The organism is Clostridioides sp. ES-S-0108-01, from assembly GCF_020662285.1.
Lineage (GTDB): Bacteria > Bacillota > Clostridia > Peptostreptococcales > Peptostreptococcaceae > Clostridioides.
In genome coordinates this window covers 197,160-221,429 of the sequence record NZ_JADGMN010000003.1, presented here as the reverse complement: position 1 = coordinate 221,429, position 24,270 = coordinate 197,160, and the positions used below count along the sequence as shown (strand labels likewise).

Genomic DNA, 24,270 nt, shown 5'->3' with positions numbered 1-24,270 from the left:
TATTAACTACTCCATAGTAGCGTATTGGGTGCCTTTTCCAACCTCAAATCTAACTAATAAATATTTACATGTATATTTATATTATAACTTATATGATAATATTTTTCAATACTTTTGAAAATTTAATAATATTATGTTAACCATAATATTGTTTTACTCTTCCACTGTTTATTCTACTTTCTAACTTTGCTTCTTTTATAGCATACAGTGAAGAGACATATAAATAGCCTTTTTTTGTATCTAATTCTGTAGCCACTAAAATATAATCATCAATTTTTTTTATAAACTCCACGCTTTTTCTAGGTTTTTTAGGATGACTTCCTATATATTCAGGGGACTTTAGTACCATTTTTATAGTATCTATTATATCATTAACAATGTCCTTACTTAATTGACATCGATGTTTTTTCTTTATATGTTTTATAACACCAGAAGAAGCATAAATTTTACCAGTATATTCAATTCCTGCAAGTTCTGCCGTTTCTTCATCTATGATTCCAACAACTTTGTCTGTAGACATATAAAGCACATTCCTTTCTAAGATAATTTACCATTAATACTGTAAAATTTATTTAAATTAAATATATATACTTAAAGTATAGTTTATTCCAAAAAGAAAAGATAGCATAATATAGTTTTTTCATATATGACTTTATATAAACTATTTTTATATGATTTATAAATGGTAAATAAGGTTCTATTTGTAAGCTGTTTTTAGAAATTGTTTAGCTTTTTACGTTATATTAAATACTCTTAATTCTTTATAAAAATATAATATAAGGTTTATATCATATAAAACGTTTTCTTTTAAAGTTTTCTATGATAATATTATTTATATAAAAAATAAATTTCTAATAGGAGGATATTATGAACAATCAACAACAAGAAGTATATAAAAAATTGGATGAATTAAACATACATTATGAAGCTGTAAATCATCCACCAGTTTATACAATTGAAGAAATGGAAGAATTAAAAACATTACATATGGAATTTGTTGTAAAAAATTTATTTCTTCGTGATGCTAAAGGAAAAGAACATTTTTTAGTTGTATTAGGTAAAGATAAAAAAGCAGATTTAAAAGATATTCGTCAACAAATTGATAGTAAACCTCTTAGTTTTGCATCAGAAGAAAGACTTCAAAAATACTTAAAACTTACTAAGGGAGCTGTGACTCCTTTTGGTATATTAAATGATACAGAGGCTGTTGTAAAAGTTGTATTTGATAAAGACTTATTAAAAATGGATAAAATAGGCATACATCCAAATGATAATACTGCTACTGTATTTTTAAAGTTTGAAGATATGAAAAAGCTTATAGAACAAAATGGAAATGAAATATATTACGTGGAAGTATAATTGTAACTTGATAAAGAGTGCAAAGGCAATGATTGCTTTTACACTCTTTACATTAGTGTAATTGTTTTCTACAACTTTATTTTTACAATAGTGCTTTGTTTTTATTATTTTTTTCTTGCAGCTACAAGTAGCATCATAGGTCTTCGTAGCTCATTTTTCATTTCAGGAATTGTATCTAATAGTTTTTCCTCTGGTTGAGGCTCAATAATTTCTAGTATTTCAAACCCAGTTTTATTTAAAGTATTTAGATAAGTTGTTAGTGTTTTATGATATTTTATAACCTCTTCTCCTAGAAAATTTGACTTACGTACTCCTTCTTCAAAATATCTATCTACTGGCCAATGTAGATTATTACCATCTTTATCACAGTACCACTCTTGAGTTCCATATGCAGTAAATATAGGATGTTCAACAGAGAATACAAAGTCACCTCCGTTTGAAAGGCAACTACTTATATTTTTACATATCTCTTCAAATGATTGAATATAATGAAATGCCAAAGAGCTAATAACTACGTCAAAACTATCTTTTGGAAAATTAATATCTTCAATAGGCATACATATGTATTTTATATTATCAAATTGTGTTTTGTTTCTAGCTTCTTTTAGCATTTTTTCTGAAATGTCTATTCCAACAGCAGAATTTGCTCCATTCTCAACTGCATATTGACAATGCCATCCAAATCCACAACCTAAATCTAAAACTCGTTTTCCTTTAAAATCAGGTAACATTTTTTTTAAAATATGCCATTCTCCAGCACCTGCTAGTCCATTTATAGAACGTTCCATTTTACTGTATTTGTCAAAGAATTCATTATTATCATATTTATTCTGTTTCATATATTTTCCTCCATTTTAACTATTTTTGTTTAGCAACACTCTATTAAATACAAAAGATAAACTTTTATTATTTCACACAAAAATAATAAAAGTTTATATAAATAAATTGTTTTCATATAAATTAATATAATTTATATTATCAACAAATTTTTTCTTTATATATAATAGGCAAAAAATGATATTATTTTAATTTTATTACTTAGCTTATAAATAATCAATATAATTTATTCAATATTACACATTACTAAAAAAACTAAACATAAAACTCAAATTTATTATTAAGTTTTTGTAGAAATATTATAAGTAGAGATAAATTTTTGTAACAACTACAATAAGTATTTAATACTATATATTATTCGTATGTCTTATGGGAGGTATTTGTTATGTTTAAAAAAATAGTCGTAATAGTAAGCTCTATCATTGTAAGCACAATATGTCTAACTGGATGTGATTTTAACTCTAATGGCAAAACAGATGAATCTTCTTCATCCAAAAATCTAGATAAAGTAACTATAGCAGAAGTTACTCATTCTGTTTTTTATGCTCCACAGTATGCTGCTATTACCAAAGGTTTCTTTGAAGATGAAGGTATAAAGATTGACCTTATAAATACTCAAGGTGCAGATAAAACTATGGCTGCTTTGATTTCAGGCGAAGCAAATGTAGGTTTAATGGGTCCTGAAGCATCTATATATGTATATAATCAAAACAAAAACGATTATGCAGTAAACTTTGCTCAATTGACTAAAAGAGATGGTAGTTTTTTAGTTGCTAGAGAAAAAATGCCTAATTTCTCTTATGAAGATTTAAAAGGAAAAGAAATATTAGGTGGTAGAAAAGGTGGAGTTCCACTAATGACTTTTGAATATGTTTTAAAAGAAAAAGGTCTTACTCTTGGAGAAAACCTAAAAGCAGGCAATGTTAATGTAAGAACTGATGTACAATTTGGTGTAATGGCTGGAGCTTTTGCAGGTGGAGAGGGTGACTTTACAACAGCATTTGAACCTACAGCAACAGCAATGGAAAAAGAAGGTAGTGGATATATAGTCACATCTATAGGAAAAGATTCTGGAGAAATACCTTTTACAGCTTACTCTACTACAAGATCATATCTGAAAAATAATAAAGATTTAATTCAGAGATTTACAAATGCTGTTTATAAAGGTCAATTATGGGTTCAACAAGCACCTAGTAAAGAAATAGCTAAAGCTATGCAACCTTTTTTTGAAGACATATCTTTAGAAGATTTAATTACAGTTGTAAATAGATATAAATCAATAGATGCATGGTCTCAAAATCCTGTATTAAAAGAAGAAGGATTGAAGAAATTGATGGCTGTTATGAAAGAAGCTAAAGAATTAGATAAGGAAGCACTTTATAAAGATATTGTAAACACTGAATTTGCTGAGACTGCCATAAAAACTATAAAATAAAACTATATTTAATTTTAACTAAAAAATTTCTTATTTAAGTAGAATATTTAATTAAAAAATCTATATAAAAGATATGAAAATATAAAAAGAGTCTTTCAAAAGACTCTTTTTATATTTTGAGATTAAAGTTTATATAATAAAATAGAAATCAAAGTACTAATTGTACTTATATATCTATCCTCTGTATTCTGCTCCAGCATTAATTTTTGTAATTTGAACAGCTATCATTTCTTCCTTGCTTCCATTAGTAATTTCATGCCACTCTCCTGTTGGTACAAAGACAGTATCACCATCTTTTACGTCGCATTCATTTTCACCAAGCTTCATTTTACCTTCTCCCTTTAGGAACACAAATATTTGCTCGCCATTAGGATGTCTATGAGCCTTAAGAACTTGGTCAGGTTTAAAATAATAAACTTCTGAAGTTATATCACTACCAGCAAATACTGGTATTTTTGGAACTGCTACATCATTATATTGAGCTAAACTTCCATCTAATAGATTCTTTTTATTTTCATGCATACTAAAAATACCTCTTTTCTATATTATAGATTTACTATTATTATTCCAATATAAGAAAATAGTATTCTCATCCTGCATAATAGGAATAAAATTCTTTTATTTTTAAACACAAGGATTATATATTTTTCTGCTAGAGAAGTATAATCCTTATAAGATATAAAAAATTAACATAAAATAATAATTTCTAAAATTATTTTTAGATATATAAACCTTAACATGAATAAAATATATGAATATTTTTTCTAAAAAATTAAAACTATTTAGTGTGTTTAACGTTTATATAGAATAAATCATAGTAATGAATTAAAAAAGTACCACTTCATTTTAATACTGTAATTATGTTCTTTTTCTATAACATCTCTTTTTTCTATTTGCACTATCAATTTTTTAATATTTTATTATGTATGTAAAAAAACAACTTATATCATGATTTGATAAACTATCAAATAATAGCAAATGGCATAGAATACTTACTTATATGCTCTTTTTTATATATTTAGTATTTTTAATGGTTTGATAAAAATAAAATGCTAGTTTGTCAGTTAAATGTCAGTAATTTTTTTATTATTTTTTCATTTTTAAGATAAATTTTACCCCCACATATTTATGTTACACTTTATATTTTTAATTTAAATACGTTTATATTAATGATAAAGTTTCTCTTAAATTTTAGCATTATTGATAATAGTTTTTAAGTTTTAGATAACTTTCAATTCGCATTTTGTATTGAGACTAGTTAAAATTTTTATATTGTTTATCCTAAATATTTCAACATTTAATTTACTCTAGTTGAATTTATGATTTTTATTCTAAAATAACTACCTTATATTTTAGTTTTTAAATACGTTCTATTAATTTATACGATGTTTTATACCTATTTAATAAAAATAAGCTTAAAATCCATTTAAATGGATAATTCTATATTTAAGTTGAAAGGCCTTTAAATTAGTTAACTATATTTGTATTATGTAAACTTATGATGAGTTTTACAATTTTTATTTATATTCTGAATAATCAATATAAAATTAAAATTATTTTTACATTATTTTATATTAATATTATGAATATTCAATTTACATTTATAACATTAATTTTCATAATTTCAACAATGAAAAAAGGCTTATCTCTATTTTAAGATAGCCTCTTTTTACTTATCGTTATTTATCATCTGTCAAAAACAATTGTTTTCCATATTGCAAAAAATTCTCTTGTATAATAAGTTGGAACAAATGAAATCTTTGACTTACTAGCATAAAAAGAAATATTTTTATATCCATTTCTATTTGCTAGTATTTTACTCCTAAGAACATGAAAATCTGTCGTTATTATTTTTACTTTTATATCTTTTATTGCTTTTCCACTATGTTCTTCTATCTTTAACTTTGAATATTTAAAATTTTCATAAGTATTCGTAGATTTATCTTCTTCTATTATCCTATTCTTATCTATACCATTTTTAACGAGATAATTTTTCATAGCTTTTGCCTCACTTATGTTTTCACCATTACCTTTACCACCTGATACGACCACATAACAATCATTATTAATTTCTAGACATTTTAAAGCAGTATTTAATCTTCCCTTTAAAGTTGTACCTGGTGTATTCCTTTTCACAGAAGCTCCTAAAATCAAGAGATAATTACTCTTTGATTCAATACTGTTTTTAGGATAAAAAATTATTAAACTCTCAGTAATTATGAATATTATTAGAAAGATACTAATCATTATTTTTAGCACTTTACAAAAAACCTTCTTTTCTTTAATTTTATTTTTAAAGATTTGATAAATAATTAATAGAACTCCTACAACTAAGAAAATTTCACTAAATGAAATTCTACCAAAAATCATTTTAAGATAAAAATAGTAAGTTGTAAATATTACACCTAAAACCAAACTTATACTATTTAACATATCATCAGAATCCTTTTTATTTATTTTTTGTATAAAGAAATATCTATACACTCTATAAGGCAGTTATATTCTCCTTCCATCCAATTAATCCAACTTGCTATACTGATGTTTGTACCAAAGGTATTTGTCTCCGTTTTGAATTTTGAATGTCTATTTTCTTTCAATCCCTTAATAGGACAATTATTGCAAGGACTGTTAGATTTTAATAATGCCTTGTAACAAGTTTCTCCCGATTTTATACCTAAATCTAGATTTTCTATCTTATTATTGACAATGATAAGTTCATAAGTATTTGGATTTACTATATACATATAATTATCAATAGAATCAATAACTTCTTTAAGTATTGGTTTAGATTTTTCATATTCATTTAATTCTTTTATATTGTTATCACTTATATTATTTTTAAGTTCATTCCGATAGATATAATCATTGTAAAGTGCATATTTATCTTTACCTTTGCTTTTTGCATAGTAAAGTGCCACGTCTGCTTTTCGATAAAGTTCTTTAAATATAGTTCCATGTTCTGGAACAAATGAAATTCCAACTGTGCCAGATATCTTATATGTCTTCTTATTTTCTGTATAAGAATTCCTAAATATATCACATATTTTTTCAGCCTTCTTTTTAGCATTCTCGAAAGATTGAATATTTTTTAAGAATACTATAAACTCATCTCCACCAATACGACCCACTATATCATCTTTTCTAAATATAGGTTTTAGGTGTTTAGAAACTTCAAATAATACTTTATCTCCAAATACATGTCCTAAATTGTCATTCACAGATTTAAAATTATCTATATCAACAATTAAAAATGCATGAATTCCTGAACTTGCTTCCTCAGAATCCAAGAAATCATTAATTAAATTTTCTGTAGTACCTTTATTATATAATCCTGTAAGAGTATCTCTTTCAGCTTTTAGTTTTAATCTGATTTCTTCTTTTTTCTGATTATCAATATCTTTGACATAAGCAAGAGCTTTTATATCATTTGTAATAGAATCTTTTATTAAGTGCATTGTGCAAACAACCCAAATCATTTTATTTTCTTGATTCATTCTTCTATATTCTAATTTTATTTCAGTTACATTGTTTTTATATGCAGCTAATAAATTTTTACACAAAAATGTATTTAAAAATACTTCTTTATTATCTTTGTGGATAATACTGTTTGCTATAGTTTTTACCATTTCAGAATAGTTATTGTCAGGCTTAATTCCAAATGGTTTGTGCCAGCTTTCATTTCCTTTGATAAAAGTATCCTTTGATACATTTATTTCATAAGTTATCATTGCTTCTGACAATATCGCTGAATGATATTTACCTTCTTCATTATACCTTATCTCTGCTTCTTTTTGTTTGCTTATATCTTCCTGTATACCAATTGCCCTTACAGGATTACCATCTTCATCAAAAATAGTAGTCAAAGTAATCTTGTTCCATATATAACTTCCATCTGGAAGTTTTATCTTAACTACACAACTTGCTGTTTTTGCTCCATTTATTACATTCTCATACATATTTATAAAATCATCACTAAAATCTTTATGAATAACGCCTGATTCTACTAGAGAATATGGAACATTTTCAACAATTTTATAAATATTATATTTGTCAAGTTCTTTACTAGTATTTAAAAGCGACTTAGTTTTTATATCATACTCAAATATGGTGTTTGATGTTTGTTTTAATGCAATTCTAAATCTTTCCTCATTGATTTTAAGTTTTTGTTCTGCATTTTTCAAGTCTGTTATATCAGTTATAATCCAAATACCTTTTTTAATACCATCATCGTCAATAATAAGTCTTCCTTTTATAGAAACCCAAATAATATTACCATCTCTTCTTCTTATTCTATGTTCATATACAGCTATACCTTTTGTATTTAACTGATGTTGTATATTTTCAAGAGCCTTTTTTCTATCATCGTAGAAAATAAGATTGCATGCTTTGGATTGAAGTTCATCTTCTAACTGTTCACGCGTATATCCAATCATTGAAAGATAACCAGAATTAGTATATTTTATAGTAAAATCCTCATTAAATTCTGTTATAAGTATACCACCTAAAATATTTTCTGATACCATTTCAAGTTCTAGATTTTTTTGTTTCATTTCTTTTTCTAATTTTTTTGTTCTAGTAATATCTACAGTAACACAACAAAAATACTCTTTTCCATCAGGTTCTGTTATGAGTTCTCCCTTATCCAAAACCCATACTGTATCACCACTTTTTGTTATAACTCTGTATTCTAATTCAATAGTTTTGTTTTTGTAAACTTGTTCAGAGATTTCTCTTTTTATCCTTTTAACATCATCTTTATGTATTAAGCTATAAAAATTGTTATTAAATAATGTTTTTATTTCTTCCCTTGTATAACCGAATAAATCTATAAACCCATCACTTAAAAAATTAAACTCGCATGTTTCGCCAAGAGTACATTTTTGTACTCCTCCAGGAATGCTATTTGTAATAGATGATATTTCTTTGTTGGCTTTTAATATATGTCTTTGAGATTTATTATTTTTATAAAATATATATATTATGAGTATAATAAACAACAAGAACACTTTAAAAATAAGAGAAAATGCTAATTGATTTATTTTATCAATATTTTTTCTTACAGTATGTTGTGGTATCACAGAAAACACATACCAATCATTTATATCAATTGGCGTATAAGTAGCATAACCATTTTCTCCTTTGTATTCATATGACACAAAACCACTCTTGTTATTTTTTATATCTTCATATATTTTTTTATAGCTATATCCATCATCAAAAGAAGCATTTTTAAGTATGTCATATATATTATTACTACTTGATTTAATCAACTTATTTGTATGTGAAGATTTTAGAACAAACTTCCCACTAGATTCAAATATATCTATATATCCTTCACTATTAAAACTTGTTATATCTATAAATTCAGCTAATTTATCCTTATAGTAAGAACCATATAAAATACCAATCACTTTGTTATTTTTATTAAATATAGGAGTAGCTACAGCAAAAGTATCTTTTCTATCAATTTGAGATTTTACAACTTCAGATATATTACTTTCTCCACTAATTGCTTTCTTAAAGTATTGATAATTTGACACATCGATAATTTTGCCATCACTAGTATGGCTTGTTCCATCAGGAGATACAATAGAGATTCTTTGAAAATCAGATTCTTTTGATATACTAGCTAATAATGGAATTATTTCTGAATTATCTATAGTATCAAAGTATGAAACCATATTTGCTACATTTTTAATAAAGGATAAAGAACTATCTAATTTTATCTTTATAGCATTAGAACTTTGTAAAGATATTTTCTTTAAATTAACTTTATTATTTTCTTCTTCTTGAACATTAGTTTTAAATGCAAAATCAGAAAAAGAAATTATTGTAAATAAAAATATTAAAACAATACTCAGTACATTTTTTAACGATTTTGCTCTTATCACTTAATCACCACCTTCCATTTAAGACTTATTGACTTATATTTTATAGACTAATTTTTCAAATTCTTTAACTGGTAATGGTTTTGAAAAATAATATCCTTGAACAATATCACAATTTGCTTCTTTTAACATTTCTATTTGACTTTTTGTCTCAATTCCTTCAGCAACAACTCTTATTCCTAATTGTTTAATTAGAGAGACTATGCTTTTTATAACAATTTGACTCTTATCAGCATCTTTATCATCACTAAAAAAACCTCTATCTAATTTTATTACATTTAATGGTATATTTTTAAGCATATTTACAGAAGAATATCCCGACCCAAAATCATCCATTGAAACTATAAAACCAATATCCTGTAGATTTCTACTTACATTAAATAAAGTATCAGTATCTTCAAACATACTAGATTCAGTAATTTCAATCTCTATTAAACTATATGGTATTTTATATCTATCACATATATTTACTATTTTTGAAATGAAGTCTTCTTTTAAAAAATCAACTCTTGAGAAATTTACAGATATAGGTAGAGGTGAAATTCCTTTATCAAATAAAGACCTAATTTCTTTACAAGCTTGTTCTAATATGTACATATCAATCTTTCTAATAAATCCGTTTTTTTCAAATATAGGTATAAAATCACCTGGATATATGACTTCTTTTTCTGTATATTGCCATCTGACTAGGGCTTCACTTCCACAAAATTTATCTGATTTAATATTATATTTTGGTTGTAGATACATTACGAATTGACCATTTTCAAGAGCATACTCCATTTCTTTTTCTATCTTATCTTCAAGTAATAATTTCTCTCTTAATTTATCATTAAAAAATGCAAAGTTTACATCACTATTATTTTTTATTGAAGATTTTGCAAGCGAAGCTCTATCACTATATGCACTTACAGATAGAGCCTTATCTTTAATTTCATAAATTCCAAAAGATAAGTTTACAAGTTCATTATTTATCATAATCTTTTTTATAGTATTTATTATATCCTCTTTTGTATTATATGTTAATAATATGTTAAAATTATCAGCACTTACACGAGCAAAAGTTTCATTGCTATCAGTCAATTCATTTAAAGTATCGGCAATGTTTTTTAAGATTAAATTTCCCCTTTTATGACCATATATATCATTAATTGCTTTAAATTTATCAATATCAAATATAACCATTGCATGCTTATTATCTTGTGATGTTTTCCTCAATAAGTTTGTGACATCAGATTCAAACTTTTTCCAATTGGAATAACCCGTCACAGAATCTGTATATGCTATTTTTTCTATAGTTTTTTGACTCTTTGCCTTTGAGTACAGTATATAAATTATGATACCTAAAAATAAAAATGAAAGTATAATCCATCCAATAATTGTAACTATCATTAATCCATTTAGTTTTTTAGATATAACCATCTTTGGAACAAAAGATGCTATAAACCAATCATTGATTTCTAGAGATGTATATGCCATATAAAATTTTTTCTCTGAATCTTTAACTTCTACTACACCTTGGTCTGATATTTTCATATTTTTAAAAGTAAATCTTTTTTCAAAGTTAATTTGAGCTAGATTTGTAATATTCGAATTTAAATTTTTATTATAAGGCGGAATAATTATCTTGCCATTACTATCACATATAATTGAAAAACCCTCACCGTTAAATGTAGAAATAGATAAGAATTCAGATATAAACTCAACATTATAATCTGCTGCAATTACAGCAACTATCCTCTCTTTATTATACAATGGTACAGCGTATGTTTTAGTAAGTTTTCCAGTAGTTTTATCTATTAATGGTTTTGATATATTAGCTTTACCTCTAATAGCAAGTTTAAAATAGTCTCTATCTGAAAAATCTGTTCCAAAAACTCCTTCAGCATATCCTTTCCCATTAGGTAGAATCATTCCAATATTATTGTAATCACTGCTTTTATTATATGATTTTAACATTCTTAAAGTCTTTTCTAAATCGAAGTCATCCTCTGTTTCTAGAAGTTTAGAAATATTTTCTAATTCATTTAAATTACTTGTCAACTTGCTATTAATGGCAATTTTGCTCTCTTCACTAATTTCGGATAAATAACTTTTTGTTTCATATTCTAATACTCTATCCATATTACTTACATAACAAAATGCAAATATACTAAAAAAGAATAGTACTATAAATGCTACTGACATATTTTTTACTATTGGTCTACTTTTTTTCAAATAGCTACACCTCACCCTCCTTAGCGCTTATAATATAATTGATTCACTTTATTTTACTATTAATAGCTGTTTTTTACAATTAAGTTTTATAAATTGTTAATAAAGAGTAATTTAAATAAATATCATTTAAAGGATAATAATATTTAAGGGTACAAATATATCAATAGCATATTTAATTATATTGAATCTATAGTTACTAATATAATTAAATATACTATCGCTTATATTTATACCCATCTATATATAGCTTAAATATTCATTTTTATTTTTCTAAAGCCTCTCTTCTTATTGATGATTTTTTAAAATATTCTATCAATTTATTTTTATCATCATTAAAGATAGCATCTTTTACTAAGTTTATTTCTGATTCAAAATTTTCTATAACTTTTAGTAAATTATCTCTATTTCCTAAAAAAAGTTCACTCCATAAATCTTCATTCATATTTGCAATTCTAGTTAAGTCTCTATAGCTATCTCCAATAAATTTACCTGTATCTCTACCTTCTTCATCACTATTTATAAGAGCAACTGCCATAACATGAGGTAGCTGAGATGTAAAAGCTATAATCTCATCATGCTTTTGTGAAGTTAGCTTTTTTACTCTTTTGAATCCTATCTCTAAAACTAAATTTTCAACTAATTCTAAATTCTTTACGTTGTTTCTGCCAGTTGGAGTAATTATGTAATTTGCACCATTAAAAACCTGTTCACTTGCAAAATCAATTCCCTTTTTTTCCCTACCTGCCATAGGATGACCAAATATAAAATCTATATCATCTGGAATAATTTGCAATACATCATTGATAAGTGTTTCTTTTATTCCTGTAGTATCAGTAATTATAGTTCCTTTTTTAAAAAAGCTTTTATTATTATTCAAAAAATCTACAACTAATCTAGGATATATAGATAATATAATTAAATCAGCTTTTTTAAATAACTCTTCACCTGTAGTACATCCTTTTTTTATGATTCTTGCTTTTTCTGCTTTCTTTAAAGTTTCTAAATCTACGTCTACCCCAAATACATTTTCATAGCCAGCTTTTTTTAATGCTTTGGCAAAAGAGCCTCCTATCACTCCTAGTCCTACAATAACAATATTCATTATTCTTACTTCCCCCTAGATTATTTTTCTTTAAATTCAAACTTAAAATTTTCACTGATTATATTTGTAATATTATATACAACATTATTTAATGATTTATCATTTAAAATTTCTATATCTGAGAATTTTTTATAAAGATTTATTCTCTCATTATAAAGATTATGCAATCTATCTTTTCCGTTTTTTAATAAGGGTCTTGAATTAATATTTATATCTTCTAAAATCTTTTGTACAGGTCTATCAATAAAAATTATTATACCTGTTTCTTTTAATATCTCCATATTGATATCCTTTTTTATTACACCTCCACCTGTAGATATCACTGTTTTATTACTTATAGAAAGTTCCCTACATGCTTGAGTCTCATAATCTCTAAAAATATATTCTCCTTTTGAAAACAATTCTGCTATGCTTTTTTGGGATATTTGACTTATATAATCATCCATATCGCAGAAACTACAATTATACTCTTGAGCTAAAAGTTTACCAATTGTAGTCTTTCCACTGCCTGGCATACCTATTAATATCAATTTTTCTTTTGTTTTATTTATCATAATAATTCCCCTTACAAAAATTCTAATTTTAATTCATTATATATGACATCTAAAATACTATTATCTATTTTAGTATCTTGCCAAATTTCCTGAGATTTTATTGCTTGCCCTACCAACATATACAAGCCATCACAAGTTTTTTTACCTATACTATTACCAATCCTTAAAAACTCTGTTTCTCCAGGATTGTAAATCAAATCTATTAATGTATCAAAATTTTGTATAATAGATTTTGGCACTGGTGAAATTCCTACATTAGGGTACATACCTACTGGTGTAGCATTTAATATTATATCACCTGTTATACATTTAAGTTCTTCATAGTCTATCAATATAGCTTTACTATTTAATAATTTTTTATTATCCTTTTTTCTAGTGGCAACATAAACCTTCTCTATGCCAGAATCAAGAAGATATGTAAGAGCTGCTTTAGAAGCGCCACCAGTTCCTAATATAACAGCTACTTTTCCTAGAACATCAATATTAAGCATTTTAAACATACTATCAAGACCAAAGTAATCTGTATTGTAACCATATAACATATTTTCTCTAAGTAAAATTGTATTAACTGCTCCTATACGTTTTGCCTCTGATGATATAAAATCCAGATGCTTCATAATACGCTCCTTATATGGTACGGTAACATTTACTCCTTGTATTCCCAATAATTTTATAGCACCATCTAACTTATATATATCTTCTTTTGAAATTTCAAAGTTTTTATATGCACTTTCAATATTTAGTATCTCAAATATTCTCTTGTGAATTTGAGGTGAAACACTATGAGAAAGTTTTTCACCTACTAGACCAAAAAAATTCATCTTTACACCTCCTAATAGCTACAATTAAATAAAAATTTATCTTATTTATTCAGTTTTATTTTTATATACTCCCATAAATTTAAAATATGCTGTATTATGCTTTATCAATTCTAATAAATCATATACTTTAGGGTTATATATAGAACACTCAAAATCTATATAAAAGAAATATCTCCATGAAGCGTTCTTCATAGGTCTTGATTCTATTTTTGTCATATTTATGTTATTTTCCGCAAAGTATCCAAGCACTTTATAAAGTCTTCCTGCTTCATGTTCAACAGAAAATACTACACTCATCTTGTTTGACTCTTCCTCAATGTGTATTTGATTACTGATTACCACAAACCTTGTATAGTTATTTGTAATATCATTTATACAAGGGCTTATTATTTCTAATCCATAAATACTTGCAGCTTTTTTGCTTGCAATTGCTGCTTTTGTTTTATCTTGAAGTTTTTTTACAAGTTCAGCACTTGTTGCTGTATTATTAAATGGTATCAGCTTCCAAGTACTATTTTGTTTTAAAAACTCACTACTTTGTCCTATACCTTGTGGGTGAGAATATATTTCTTTTATATCTTCCAGTTTTGTACCTTTTATCCCAATTAAATTCTGGTCTATTTTTATGCATTCTTCTCCAACTATATAAAAACCGTAGTTTTTTAATAGGTCATAAGTTTCAGAAATAGCTCCTGTGGATGAATTTTCTATGGGTATTATTCCGTAGTCTATTTCTTTATTTTTAAGAGCAATGAAAACATCTTCGAATTCTTTAAATTGTTTTTTTGAAATTGTTTTTTTGAAGAATTTATTTAGTGCTTCTTCTGTAAATGAACCTGATATACCTGGAAACCCTACTAGGATATTTTTTTTATTTAATTCGCATTTTAAAGACTTATATTTATCTATATTTGACAAATCAAATTTCTTATTTGACGAATCTATACTATATTCAATTTTCTGCTCACTATCATTACCCATTAATCTTTTTTGTAACCCTCTACTAATTTCCATTATAGAATTAAAAAATTGTATAGTTTCTTGTGAATATACTTTATTATCTAAGTTATCTACAGCTCTACTTAATACTTTTTCTTCTCTATCTTTTTGAAGTATAGCAGTGTTATTTTTCATTTTATGTTTAGCAATTTCAAGAACTGTATTCATTCTCTTTTCAAATAATTGAATAAGCTCTTTATCTATATTATCAATTTCATGTCTATATCTTGTTAAATCCTCCATTATTATCGTCCTTTCATCAAATCAAAAATTCCAATAGCCGTTACTGCTTCTATTACAGGTATGGCCCTTTGAACTATACAAGGGTCATGTCTGCCTTTAATAGATAAAATATCATCTTTTTTGTATTTTATATTAACAGTGTTCTGTTGTCTACTAATTGATGGTGTTGGCTTTATTGCTACTTTGAAAATTATTGGCATTCCAGTTGTAATACCTCCAATGATTCCCCCATTATTATTTGTTTTACTCTTAACTTGAATCCCTTCATAATACATTTCATCATTACTTTGAGAACCATACATATCTGTAAGTTTAAAACCTAAACCAAACTCTACACCTTTTACAGAAGGAACAGAAAACAATAAATGTGATAGAGTAGATTCAACAGAATCAAAAAATGGATTTCCAATTCCTACATTAACACCTACCACCGCACATTCAACTATACCACCAACTGAATCTCCTTGATTTTTTGCATCTATAATAGTATTTTTCATAGCCTCTTCCTTTGATAAATCGAGTAAAGGTAGTTCTAAAGTTTGTAAATCTGATAACTGTTGTTTTGTAATACCTACATAATCAAAACTCATATCTTCTATATTTTTAATTTTTTTTATGTGTGCACCTATCTCTATTCCTTTTTGCAATAAAATCTGTTTACATATAGCACCACAAAATACCAATGGAGCTGTTATCCTACCTGAAAAATGACCTCCTCCTCTGTAGTCATTAAATCCAGAATATCTCACATGTCCTGTGAAATCCGCATGTCCTGGTCTCATTAAATTTTTAAGCTCTCCGTAATCTTTTGAGCGAGTATCACTATTTCTTATGATTGCACATAATGGCGTTCCTGTAGTTCTTCCATTAAAATATCCACTTAGAATTTCTGGTATATCACTTTCATTTCTTGAGGTAGATATAGAATTTTTTCCAGGTGCTCTTCTCTTCATTTCTTTATCAATCTTATCAAGGTCAAGTTCAATTCCTGAAGGAAGACCATCTATATTTATACCTATAGCATTTCCATGAGATTCTCCAAAAATGGATATTTTTAAATTATTTCCCCATATTCCACTCATCAATTCGTCCTCCTAGCATCTCAAAGTCTTTAAAAAAATGTGGATAAGACTTTGATACACACTCAAAATCTTTTAATATTATTGGTTTATCACATCTACAAGAGGCAATTGCAAGTGTCATAGCAATTCTGTGGTCTTTGTGACTCCACACCTCTACTCCACCATTTAACTTACTTACTCCTTCGATTATCAAACTATCTTCTTTCTCTTCTATATTTGCTCCAAGTTTACTTAACTCAACATTTATTGAATGAAGTCTATCGCATTCTTTAATTCTAAGTCTCCCAGCATTAATTATTGTGGTTTTTCCTCTACTTAAAGCAGCTACTACAGATAATACTGGTATTATATCTGGACATTGAGATGCATCTATCAAAGTACTATTTAAACAATTTGCAATTCCTTTGATTTTGTTATCTTCTCTTAATATTTCCATACCCATCCTAGATAAAATCTCAATTACTTCACTATCTCCCTGAAGAGAATCTTCTCTAAGGTCCAATATACTAATATCTTCTCCTATAGCATCTGCCGATAAATAAAATGCTCCTTGAGAATAATCTCCTTCCACTTTATAATCTCTTGCTTTATAGATTTGATTTCCTTTTATAATAAATTCTTTATAGTCATTATTTATAATTTCTACTCCAAAATCTTTCATAGTTGAAATAGTCAAATCCAAATATCCTTTAGATTCCAACTCAGTTGTAATTATTATCTTTGAATCAGTCTCTAGTGTAGGTAATATAAATAATAAACCTGTTATAAACTGCGAACTTATATTTCCTTTTACTCTAAACTCATCTGGCTTAATTTTTCCTGATATAATCAAATCCAATTGATTTTCTTTATAGCTATATTCTATATTCTGTCTATCGAATATTTCATAATAAGTATCAAGTGGTCTTTTTCCAAGATTACCTCTACCTATAAATCTTTTTACACCATCAAATGCTAAAGATATAGGTACTAAAAATCTCAAAGTAGAGCCGGATTCATTACAATCTATTGTTAATTTAGGCTGATTCAACTGATTATCTCTATTTAAAATGCCTTCTTCAGAAAAAATTCCTGAAACTTCTAAAAAATCTTCTTTTCTTTCTATAATAGCTCCTAATGATGTCATAGCTCTTATAGTCGCTATAATATCATCAGAAAAATCAATATTAGAAATTCTACTTTTTCCATTGCTTAAAGATGCACAAATAACTGCCCTATGTGCCATACTCTTTGATGGTGGAATTTTTACCTCTCCAGATAATTTACTTGGATATATTTTTAGACTTCCCATTATTTTACCTCCTGAAAAAATTTAGAAGTAGTATTATATATAATACTCTCTCCAATATCCTTTAAAAGTATTATTTTTAATGTATCACCTAGATTTTTTTTATCAAGAGATATAGCATCTATTATAGATTTGCTATCACTTAATTCAATCTCATACGGTAAATTATAGTTCATTAAAATTGTTTTTATAAGTTCTGATGTACCTTTTTTTGTAACTCCTATCTTTTCACTTTCCAAAGTTATCTTATACATTCCTATACCAACGGCTTCTCCATGAGTGTATCCCGTAAAATTGTAGTGTTTCTCAATAGCATGACCTAATGTATGACCAAAGTTTAGAAGCATTCTATCTCCAAAATCTCTTTCATCAGCTTCAACTACAGTTTTTTTAATAAGGCAACATTTATGTATAATGTATTCTATATGTTGCATTACTTCTTCTCTATTTTTCAAACTTAAAAGCTTATCAAAAAAAGTTTTATCTCTTATACATCCATACTTTATAACTTCTGCCATTCCATCTCTATAGAATTTTTCTGGAAGTGATAATAATACATTTGGGTCAATAAATACAGCTTTAGGTTGATAAAAGCTTCCCACTAAGTTTTTACCTCTCTCAAGGTCAACTCCAACCTTTCCACCTACAGAACTATCAACTTGTGCTAATAGAGATGTTGGAATTTGAATAAAGTTTACACCTCTCAAAAAAGTTGCTGCTGCAAATCCACCTAAATCACCTATTACCCCTCCTCCTAAAGTAATAATCAAATCTTTTCTAGTTAACTTAAAGTCAAGTAAACTATCGTATATTTTAGGAAGAGTGTTAAATGACTTTGTTTCTTCACCTGATTTTAATACTATAGATTTAATTTCAAATCCAGATTCACTCAAATTACTTCTTACTTCATTTAAATATAATTTTGATACATTTTCGTCAGTTACAATAAAAATTTTATTCCAAGAATATATTTTTTTTATTTCTTCTCCTATATTTTCTAGTATATTTTTTTTAATAAATATATTGTAGCTATTCTCTTTTAAATTTACTAATAATTTTTTTTCCACCTTTAACCATCCTTTTATAGATTATATTTCTCTTCCAACTGCTGATGCGATAGTTTTTAATTCACTTATTAATTCATCATATTCGTTTGGTTTAATTGATTGTTTACCATCACAAAGTGCATGTGCTGGGTCATTATGAACTTCTATTATAAGACCATCTGCTCCAACTGCAATTGCTGCCTTAGATAGAGAATCAACCATCCATGATTTTCCTGCGGCATGACTTGGGTCAACTATAACTGGTAAATGACTAAGTTTCTTTACAGCTAAAATTGCACTCAAATCTAAAGTATTTCTAGTATATGTTTCAAAAGTTCTTATACCTCTTTCACAAAGAACTACATTTTCATTTCCTCCAGCCATTATATACTCTGCTGACATTAACCACTCTTCAATTGTAGCAGATAATCCTCTTTTTAAAAGTATTGTTTTATTTATTTTTCCTAATTCTTTTAGCAAATCGAAGTTTTGCATGTTTCTAGCTCCAACTTGAATTACATCCACATTTTCTTCAAATATATCTATATCTTGTGTTGACATTATTTCTGTAACTATAGGAAGACCCGTTTTCTCTTTTGCTTTCTTTAATAAGTCCAATCCATCATATCTTAATCCTTGAAAAGCGTATGGTGATGTTCTTGGCTTAAATGCTCCTCCTCTCAAAAATCCTGCACCTGATTTTTTTACATCCTCAGCTATAGATACTATTTGTTCTTCTGTTTCAACAGAACAAGGTCCAGCTATCATAGCGATTTTTTTTGACCCAATCTCCATACCATTTACGTTTATGATTGAAGGTTCTGGATGAAACTTTCTATTTGCCTTTTTAAAAGGTTCTACTACATGCATGACTTTTTCAACTATCTTATTTGCTTCTATTCTTTTAGCATCTATTTTACTAGTATCTCCAACTAAACCTAAAACAGTTAATTCTGTACCATCTATGGGATTAACTTCTACTCCTTCTCTGCCAATAGCTTCTATTAACTTCCTAATCTCATTTTTATCTGCTCCTACTTTTAGTACTACTATCATTTTTACTACCTCCTAGTATTATAATTTTATATTTAAAATAAAAAAGAGAACTCACCAATGAGTTCTCTAAGATAATCTATCAAGCATTAAATCTTACATAAATATATAAAATAATTATTTTTATAAAATTTACTTATGCTCAAAGTCATTAAAACAAGGCCTCACCAGAAAGAAATTACATGTATCTTTGTAAAAGAAATAGCCAGCGCTAAAATAAAAGCCCCAGAACATAAAGTAAAAAAAGCTATAAAGTTTTGCTGTTAGTTCTTTTAATATTCCTTTCATAGTATTATCCTCCATTTTTATAATTATTGCTCTTCTTGTTTAATAATTATAGCAAAGAAAATATAATTGTCAATATTTTCTATAAATATTTTCAATTTAAAATATTTTTTATTTACTTAAATCAGTTTCTCAATTGATGTATTTTTATAAAATCAATTAAAAATAATCTGTAATTTACAATAATTTTTTTATTTTAAATATTATGATTCCAACAAAAATTATACATAACATAAAAAATAAAGTTGCTGGATATCCATAAATCCAATTTAACTCTGGCATATATCTAAAGTTCATTCCATATATACCAGTTATAATTGTAAGTGGTGCCGATATAGCTGTTAATAAGGTTAATTTTGTAATTAAGTGATTTGTTTTTTCACCTACTCTAGAAGAATAAATATCTAATAGTTTATCTGCTAACTCTCGTGTCGATAATGCGAAATTGTATAATTTGTCAATTCCAAAATCTATACCTTGAAAAGTTTCTAAATTGTACTTTTTCACATTTGAATATTTTAAATACCTTATATTCTCTTTGACTATTCTATCTCCAATATACAAAAGGGGTCTGGTATTCTTAACTATAGTCCTTGTTAATCCTCTTACATCACTTATTCTAGATACATGGTTTTTGTCAATCTTGTCCATCATCTCATCTTCTATTTGAAGAATTAACTCTTCTACTTTTTCCAAAGACTCAAAACCATTTTTTATAACTTCTCTAAAAATCAAATAGTTTATCTTAAATAGATTGATAACTGGATTTTTTTCAAGTTGAGAATTCTTCAAAATAATATTTTTTACAAATTCAAATAAAAAGTGCTCTTCATTAACTACAACCAATATAAAATTATCTGATAAATACATGTTTACTTCTTCTATAACAGCTTCTCCTTCTCTTAATTCAAATGTATTTAAGCTCAAAAAATCATAATTATCAAATAAATCAAGTTTGGTTATTTCATCAAATTTAAGACAATCATTAAAAGTTATTTCATCTATATCCAGGATTTCCTTAAGCAATTTTAAATTTTTTGGAGCACTTAATATGAGATAAGAATTTTCTGCTATATAAAATTTATCTCTAAAATCTTCAATAATATCTCTTGTATTTAAATTCAGTATATACATACATCCACTCCTAAATTTCAATTTGCACTTTAAAAATTTTCTATAATCATTACTGTAATTATTTTACACTATTTGAATAATTATTATTTAATATTTATATTAAATTTTATATAAAAATAACAACTATCCTCATAAACGCTACACATATTATCAATTTATCAATTTAAAACCATTTATTCTACTACTGAATTACAATGAATATAAAAGTCTTGATATTGCATAAAAATGAAATGATGATAATTTAATTCCTGTCCTTTTAAGATACTTACAAACTGGGATTTGTATTTGCGTATTAAGATAATAACTTAATATATTAAAAATGGAAAGGAATAATGAACACAATAAACATCCCATACTTTGTACTGCATATGCTAAAATACTTATCATTAAAGTAATAATTATTAGTTTTATAAAATCTAATTTGCTAATTTTTAACTTTGATTTTATTGACGACTTACCCTTTTTAGGTTTATATTTAATGTTTAAAGCAAATTTATATGGAATTATGTGTATATCTATATAATCAACTTCATCAATTAATTTGTCAACTATATCCTTTTTAAACTTTTTGCTAAATTTCTTATTATTTGAATGATTTTTACCTATTACGATTTTTATTACATTTCTTAGTTTTGCAATTCTAAGCATTTGCTCTATTATATTTTCACCATGTAAAACAATTATTTCACCATCTAATTTCTTAGCTAATTTTAGATTGTTTAATTGTTTTTGTTCATCAAGGGCTAGTCTTGCTGTACTTGGAATTTCAACATATAGAGCTATCCATTTTGCAATGGAATAAGTCTTTCCTACTGCATAACCAAAGAATATTTTTAATTGTCCTCTACTTAGTTTTTCTTCTTCATTTTTAATTTTTTCTAACAGAATATCAGGGTTAGGTCTATCCATTAAAAACCTCCTTACATCTTTCATTACTATTATAATATCAATTCCAGTATAAAATTGTAGTTAAAATATATTTTTAATGGTTAAGATTATGTAAAGATAGAAATATTAAAAAAAAAATATAAGTAATTATTAACTAAAAATAAAAATGCCCAATAATAGGCATTTTTATTTTTTATATAATATATTTATTTTAAGTTAAGTATCTCCATAAACTCATCACCTGTAATAGTTTCCTTTTCTAATAAGTATTCAGCAAGTTCATGCAACTTATCAATATTGTTATCTAAAATTTCAATTGCATTCTTATGACAAGCCTTTACTATTTTAAATACTTCTTCATCTATTTTAGCAGCAGTATCTGAAGAACAAGCAAGAGAAGTATCTCCTCCTAGGTATTGATTACTTACTGTCTCAAGAGCAACCATGTCAAATTCTTCACTCATACCAAGACGAGTAACCATAGCTCTTGCAATTTTAGTAGCTTGCTCTATATCATTTGATGCCCCTGATGTACAAGTATTAAAAATAACTTCTTCAGCAGCACGACCACCTGTAAAAGTAGTTATTTTATCTATTGCTTCTTCTTTAGACATAAGCACACTTTCATCTTCTGCAACTTGCATAGTATAACCCAATGCACCTGAAGTTCTAGGTATTATAGTAATCTTATGGACAGGAGCAGAATGTTTTTGCATAGCGGCAACAAGTGCATGACCTATTTCATGATAGGCTATAATTTTCTTTTCCTTATCAGAAATTACAGCTCCTTTACGTTGGTACCCAGCAATTACAGTTTCAACAGATTCATCAAAATCTTGTTGCTCTACTATATCCCTACCTGATTTAACGGCTAAGAGTGCTGCTTCATTCACAATATTAGCAAGCTCTGCACCTGATGCTCCTGATGTAGACCTTGCAATTGCATTATAATCTATATCTGAGCTTACATTTACATTTTGAGCATGTACCTTTAAGATAGCTTCACGCCCTCCAAGGTCTGGAAGCTCAACTGGTATACGTCTATCAAACCTTCCTGGACGAAGTAATGCTTTATCAAGGCTGTCAGGTCTATTTGTAGCAGCAAGTATTACTACACCTATTCCTCCATCAAACCCATCCATCTCACTTAGCAACTGGTTTAAAGTTTGCTCACGTTCGTCATTTCCACCTAATCCACTTCCATTATCACGTTTTTTACCAATAGTATCAATTTCATCTATAAATACTATACATGGAGCTTTTTCTTTTGCTTGTTTAAATAAATCACGAATTCTAGAAGCTCCCATTCCTACAAACATCTCAACAAATTCAGAACCAGATATTGAGAAAAATGGTACATTTGCTTCTCCTGCTACAGCTTTTGCAAGAAGTGTTTTTCCTGTACCTGGAGGTCCTACTAAAAGTGCACCTTTAGGCATTTGTGCTCCTATCTTTTTATATTTTTCTGGATTGTGTAAGAAATCTACTATCTCACTTAAAGCTTCTTTTGCCTCATCTTGACCAGCCACATCATTAAATCTTTTTCCGCTTTGAGCAGATACATACATTTTGGCGTTGCTTTTTCCAAATTGCATCGCATTACCACCCATTCGCTTTTGCATCGACTTCATCATTAAATTACCAAATAGCATAAGAATACCTATAGGTATTATCCATGTAAGTAAAATACTTAGAAGAGGTGAATTTTCCTTGGGAATAACCTTAGTAAATTCTACCCTTGCATTTTTTAATCTATCTACCAATTCTGGGTCATCCATTCTACCAGTTATGTATATATTCTTATCCTTACTACTAGATGGATTTATTGCTATTCTATTGTTTTCTATCTCAACGGCTTTAACCTTCCCTGTATCCAACATTGTAAGAAACTTCCCATAGTCAATCTCAACCATTTTTTTATCCATTAAACTTGGAAATATTAAAGCATTTAAAAACATTACTACTATTATTATAACTGTATAATAATAGAGTGCAGACCTTTTTTGGGGTTTATGTTCATCCATAATTTTATTCTCCTTTAA

The 24,270-nt window shown here is 26.8% G+C and carries 19 protein-coding genes; 2 read left to right on the top strand and 17 right to left on the bottom strand.

Features of this window, described 5'->3' with window-relative positions; genetic code table 11:
• Positions 1-136: 136 nt before the first annotated feature.
• Positions 137-520, bottom strand: a complete 384-nt coding sequence (locus IR152_RS04880; RefSeq protein WP_227450679.1) for a PBECR2 nuclease fold domain-containing protein — start codon at positions 518-520, stop codon at positions 137-139.
• 347 nt (positions 521-867) lie between these two features.
• On the opposite strand from IR152_RS04880, the gene IR152_RS04875 reads away from it, so the two are divergent.
• On the top strand, positions 868-1,359 hold the full coding sequence (locus IR152_RS04875; protein ID WP_227450678.1) for a prolyl-tRNA synthetase associated domain-containing protein: 492 nt from the start codon (positions 868-870) through the stop codon (positions 1,357-1,359).
• 104 nt (positions 1,360-1,463) lie between these two features.
• Here IR152_RS04875 and IR152_RS04870 read toward each other — a convergent pair whose 3' ends face one another.
• Positions 1,464-2,198 carry a class I SAM-dependent methyltransferase gene (locus IR152_RS04870; RefSeq protein ID WP_227450677.1) on the bottom strand — a complete coding sequence of 245 codons (735 nt, stop codon included), beginning with the start codon at positions 2,196-2,198 and terminating at the stop codon, positions 1,464-1,466.
• Between the two features lie 383 nt (positions 2,199-2,581).
• Between IR152_RS04870 and IR152_RS04865 the strand changes: the two genes are divergently transcribed.
• Positions 2,582-3,631: an ABC transporter substrate-binding protein gene (locus tag IR152_RS04865; protein WP_227450676.1), complete on the top strand. Its 1,050-nt coding sequence runs from the start codon at positions 2,582-2,584 to the stop codon at positions 3,629-3,631.
• A gap of 174 nt (positions 3,632-3,805) precedes the next feature.
• Here the strand turns inward: IR152_RS04865 and IR152_RS04860 are convergent, their stop codons facing one another.
• The 15 genes from IR152_RS04860 to ftsH form a co-directional block, all read right to left on the bottom strand.
• Positions 3,806-4,153 carry a cupin domain-containing protein gene (locus tag IR152_RS04860; protein ID WP_227450675.1) on the bottom strand — a complete coding sequence of 116 codons (348 nt, stop codon included), beginning with the start codon at positions 4,151-4,153 and terminating at the stop codon, positions 3,806-3,808.
• Positions 4,154-5,317: 1,164 nt separating this feature from the next.
• Complete coding sequence (locus IR152_RS04855; protein ID WP_227450735.1) at positions 5,318-5,878, bottom strand: YdcF family protein; 561 nt, start codon at positions 5,876-5,878, stop codon at positions 5,318-5,320.
• A 206-nt stretch (positions 5,879-6,084) separates the two neighbouring features.
• The gene (locus IR152_RS04850; RefSeq protein ID WP_227450674.1) at positions 6,085-9,522 is read right to left on the bottom strand and encodes a GGDEF domain-containing protein; all 3,438 of its coding nucleotides are present in this window, start codon (positions 9,520-9,522) and stop codon (positions 6,085-6,087) included.
• A 33-nt stretch (positions 9,523-9,555) separates the two neighbouring features.
• A complete protein-coding gene (locus IR152_RS04845; RefSeq protein ID WP_227450673.1) occupies positions 9,556-11,733 on the bottom strand; it encodes an EAL domain-containing protein in 2,178 nt (725 codons plus the stop codon).
• A gap of 262 nt (positions 11,734-11,995) precedes the next feature.
• Positions 11,996-12,835: a prephenate dehydrogenase gene (locus IR152_RS04840; protein ID WP_227450672.1), complete on the bottom strand. Its 840-nt coding sequence runs from the start codon at positions 12,833-12,835 to the stop codon at positions 11,996-11,998.
• A 20-nt stretch (positions 12,836-12,855) separates the two neighbouring features.
• Positions 12,856-13,389, bottom strand: a complete 534-nt coding sequence (locus tag IR152_RS04835; protein ID WP_227450671.1) for a shikimate kinase — start codon at positions 13,387-13,389, stop codon at positions 12,856-12,858.
• 11 nt (positions 13,390-13,400) lie between these two features.
• A complete protein-coding gene (gene aroE / locus IR152_RS04830; RefSeq protein WP_227450670.1) occupies positions 13,401-14,210 on the bottom strand; it encodes a shikimate dehydrogenase in 810 nt (269 codons plus the stop codon).
• 45 nt (positions 14,211-14,255) lie between these two features.
• Positions 14,256-15,452 carry a prephenate dehydratase gene (gene pheA, locus IR152_RS04825; RefSeq protein WP_227450669.1) on the bottom strand — a complete coding sequence of 399 codons (1,197 nt, stop codon included), beginning with the start codon at positions 15,450-15,452 and terminating at the stop codon, positions 14,256-14,258.
• A gap of 2 nt (positions 15,453-15,454) precedes the next feature.
• Entirely contained in the window at positions 15,455-16,534 is a 1,080-nt protein-coding gene (gene aroC, locus IR152_RS04820) for a chorismate synthase (protein WP_227450668.1), read from the bottom strand.
• Positions 16,512-17,825, bottom strand: a complete 1,314-nt coding sequence (aroA, locus tag IR152_RS04815; protein WP_227450667.1) for a 3-phosphoshikimate 1-carboxyvinyltransferase — start codon at positions 17,823-17,825, stop codon at positions 16,512-16,514. The genes aroC and aroA overlap by 23 nt, the downstream gene beginning before the upstream one ends.
• Positions 17,825-18,889: a 3-dehydroquinate synthase gene (aroB, locus tag IR152_RS04810; protein ID WP_227450666.1), complete on the bottom strand. Its 1,065-nt coding sequence runs from the start codon at positions 18,887-18,889 to the stop codon at positions 17,825-17,827. Before aroB ends, aroA begins: the two co-directional genes overlap by 1 nt.
• Before the next feature lie 21 nt (positions 18,890-18,910).
• Entirely contained in the window at positions 18,911-19,924 is a 1,014-nt protein-coding gene (gene aroF / locus IR152_RS04805) for a 3-deoxy-7-phosphoheptulonate synthase (RefSeq protein WP_227450665.1), read from the bottom strand.
• Between the two features lie 459 nt (positions 19,925-20,383).
• Entirely contained in the window at positions 20,384-21,340 is a 957-nt protein-coding gene (locus tag IR152_RS04800) for a CorA family divalent cation transporter (protein WP_227450664.1), read from the bottom strand.
• Positions 21,341-21,529: 189 nt separating this feature from the next.
• Entirely contained in the window at positions 21,530-22,249 is a 720-nt protein-coding gene (locus IR152_RS04795) for a hypothetical protein (RefSeq protein ID WP_227450663.1), read from the bottom strand.
• A gap of 185 nt (positions 22,250-22,434) precedes the next feature.
• The gene (ftsH, locus tag IR152_RS04790) at positions 22,435-24,252 is read right to left on the bottom strand and encodes an ATP-dependent zinc metalloprotease FtsH (RefSeq protein WP_227450662.1); all 1,818 of its coding nucleotides are present in this window, start codon (positions 24,250-24,252) and stop codon (positions 22,435-22,437) included.
• Positions 24,253-24,270: the final 18 nt, after the last annotated feature.

Bases quoted from the DNA above. Each gene is read 5' to 3' on its own strand.
- IR152_RS04880 (WP_227450679.1), bottom strand. From the start codon at position 520: ATGTCTACAGACAAAGTTGTTGGAATCATAGATGAAGAAACGGCAGAA.
- IR152_RS04875 (WP_227450678.1), top strand. From the start codon at position 868: ATGAACAATCAACAACAAGAAGTATATAAAAAATTGGATGAATTAAAC.
- IR152_RS04870 (WP_227450677.1), bottom strand. From the start codon at position 2,198: ATGAAACAGAATAAATATGATAATAATGAATTCTTTGACAAATACAGT.
- IR152_RS04865 (WP_227450676.1), top strand. From the start codon at position 2,582: ATGTTTAAAAAAATAGTCGTAATAGTAAGCTCTATCATTGTAAGCACA.
- IR152_RS04860 (WP_227450675.1), bottom strand. From the start codon at position 4,153: ATGCATGAAAATAAAAAGAATCTATTAGATGGAAGTTTAGCTCAATAT.
- IR152_RS04855 (WP_227450735.1), bottom strand. From the start codon at position 5,878: ATGATTAGTATCTTTCTAATAATATTCATAATTACTGAGAGTTTAATA.
- IR152_RS04840 (WP_227450672.1), bottom strand. From the start codon at position 12,835: ATGAATATTGTTATTGTAGGACTAGGAGTGATAGGAGGCTCTTTTGCC.
- IR152_RS04835 (WP_227450671.1), bottom strand. From the start codon at position 13,389: ATGATAAATAAAACAAAAGAAAAATTGATATTAATAGGTATGCCAGGC.
- aroE (WP_227450670.1), bottom strand. From the start codon at position 14,210: ATGAATTTTTTTGGTCTAGTAGGTGAAAAACTTTCTCATAGTGTTTCA.
- pheA (WP_227450669.1), bottom strand. From the start codon at position 15,452: ATGGAGGATTTAACAAGATATAGACATGAAATTGATAATATAGATAAA.
- aroC (WP_227450668.1), bottom strand. From the start codon at position 16,534: ATGAGTGGAATATGGGGAAATAATTTAAAAATATCCATTTTTGGAGAA.
- aroA (WP_227450667.1), bottom strand. From the start codon at position 17,825: ATGGGAAGTCTAAAAATATATCCAAGTAAATTATCTGGAGAGGTAAAA.
- aroF (WP_227450665.1), bottom strand. From the start codon at position 19,924: ATGATAGTAGTACTAAAAGTAGGAGCAGATAAAAATGAGATTAGGAAG.
- IR152_RS04800 (WP_227450664.1), bottom strand. From the start codon at position 21,340: ATGTATATACTGAATTTAAATACAAGAGATATTATTGAAGATTTTAGA.
- IR152_RS04795 (WP_227450663.1), bottom strand. From the start codon at position 22,249: ATGGATAGACCTAACCCTGATATTCTGTTAGAAAAAATTAAAAATGAA.
- ftsH (WP_227450662.1), bottom strand. From the start codon at position 24,252: ATGGATGAACATAAACCCCAAAAAAGGTCTGCACTCTATTATTATACA.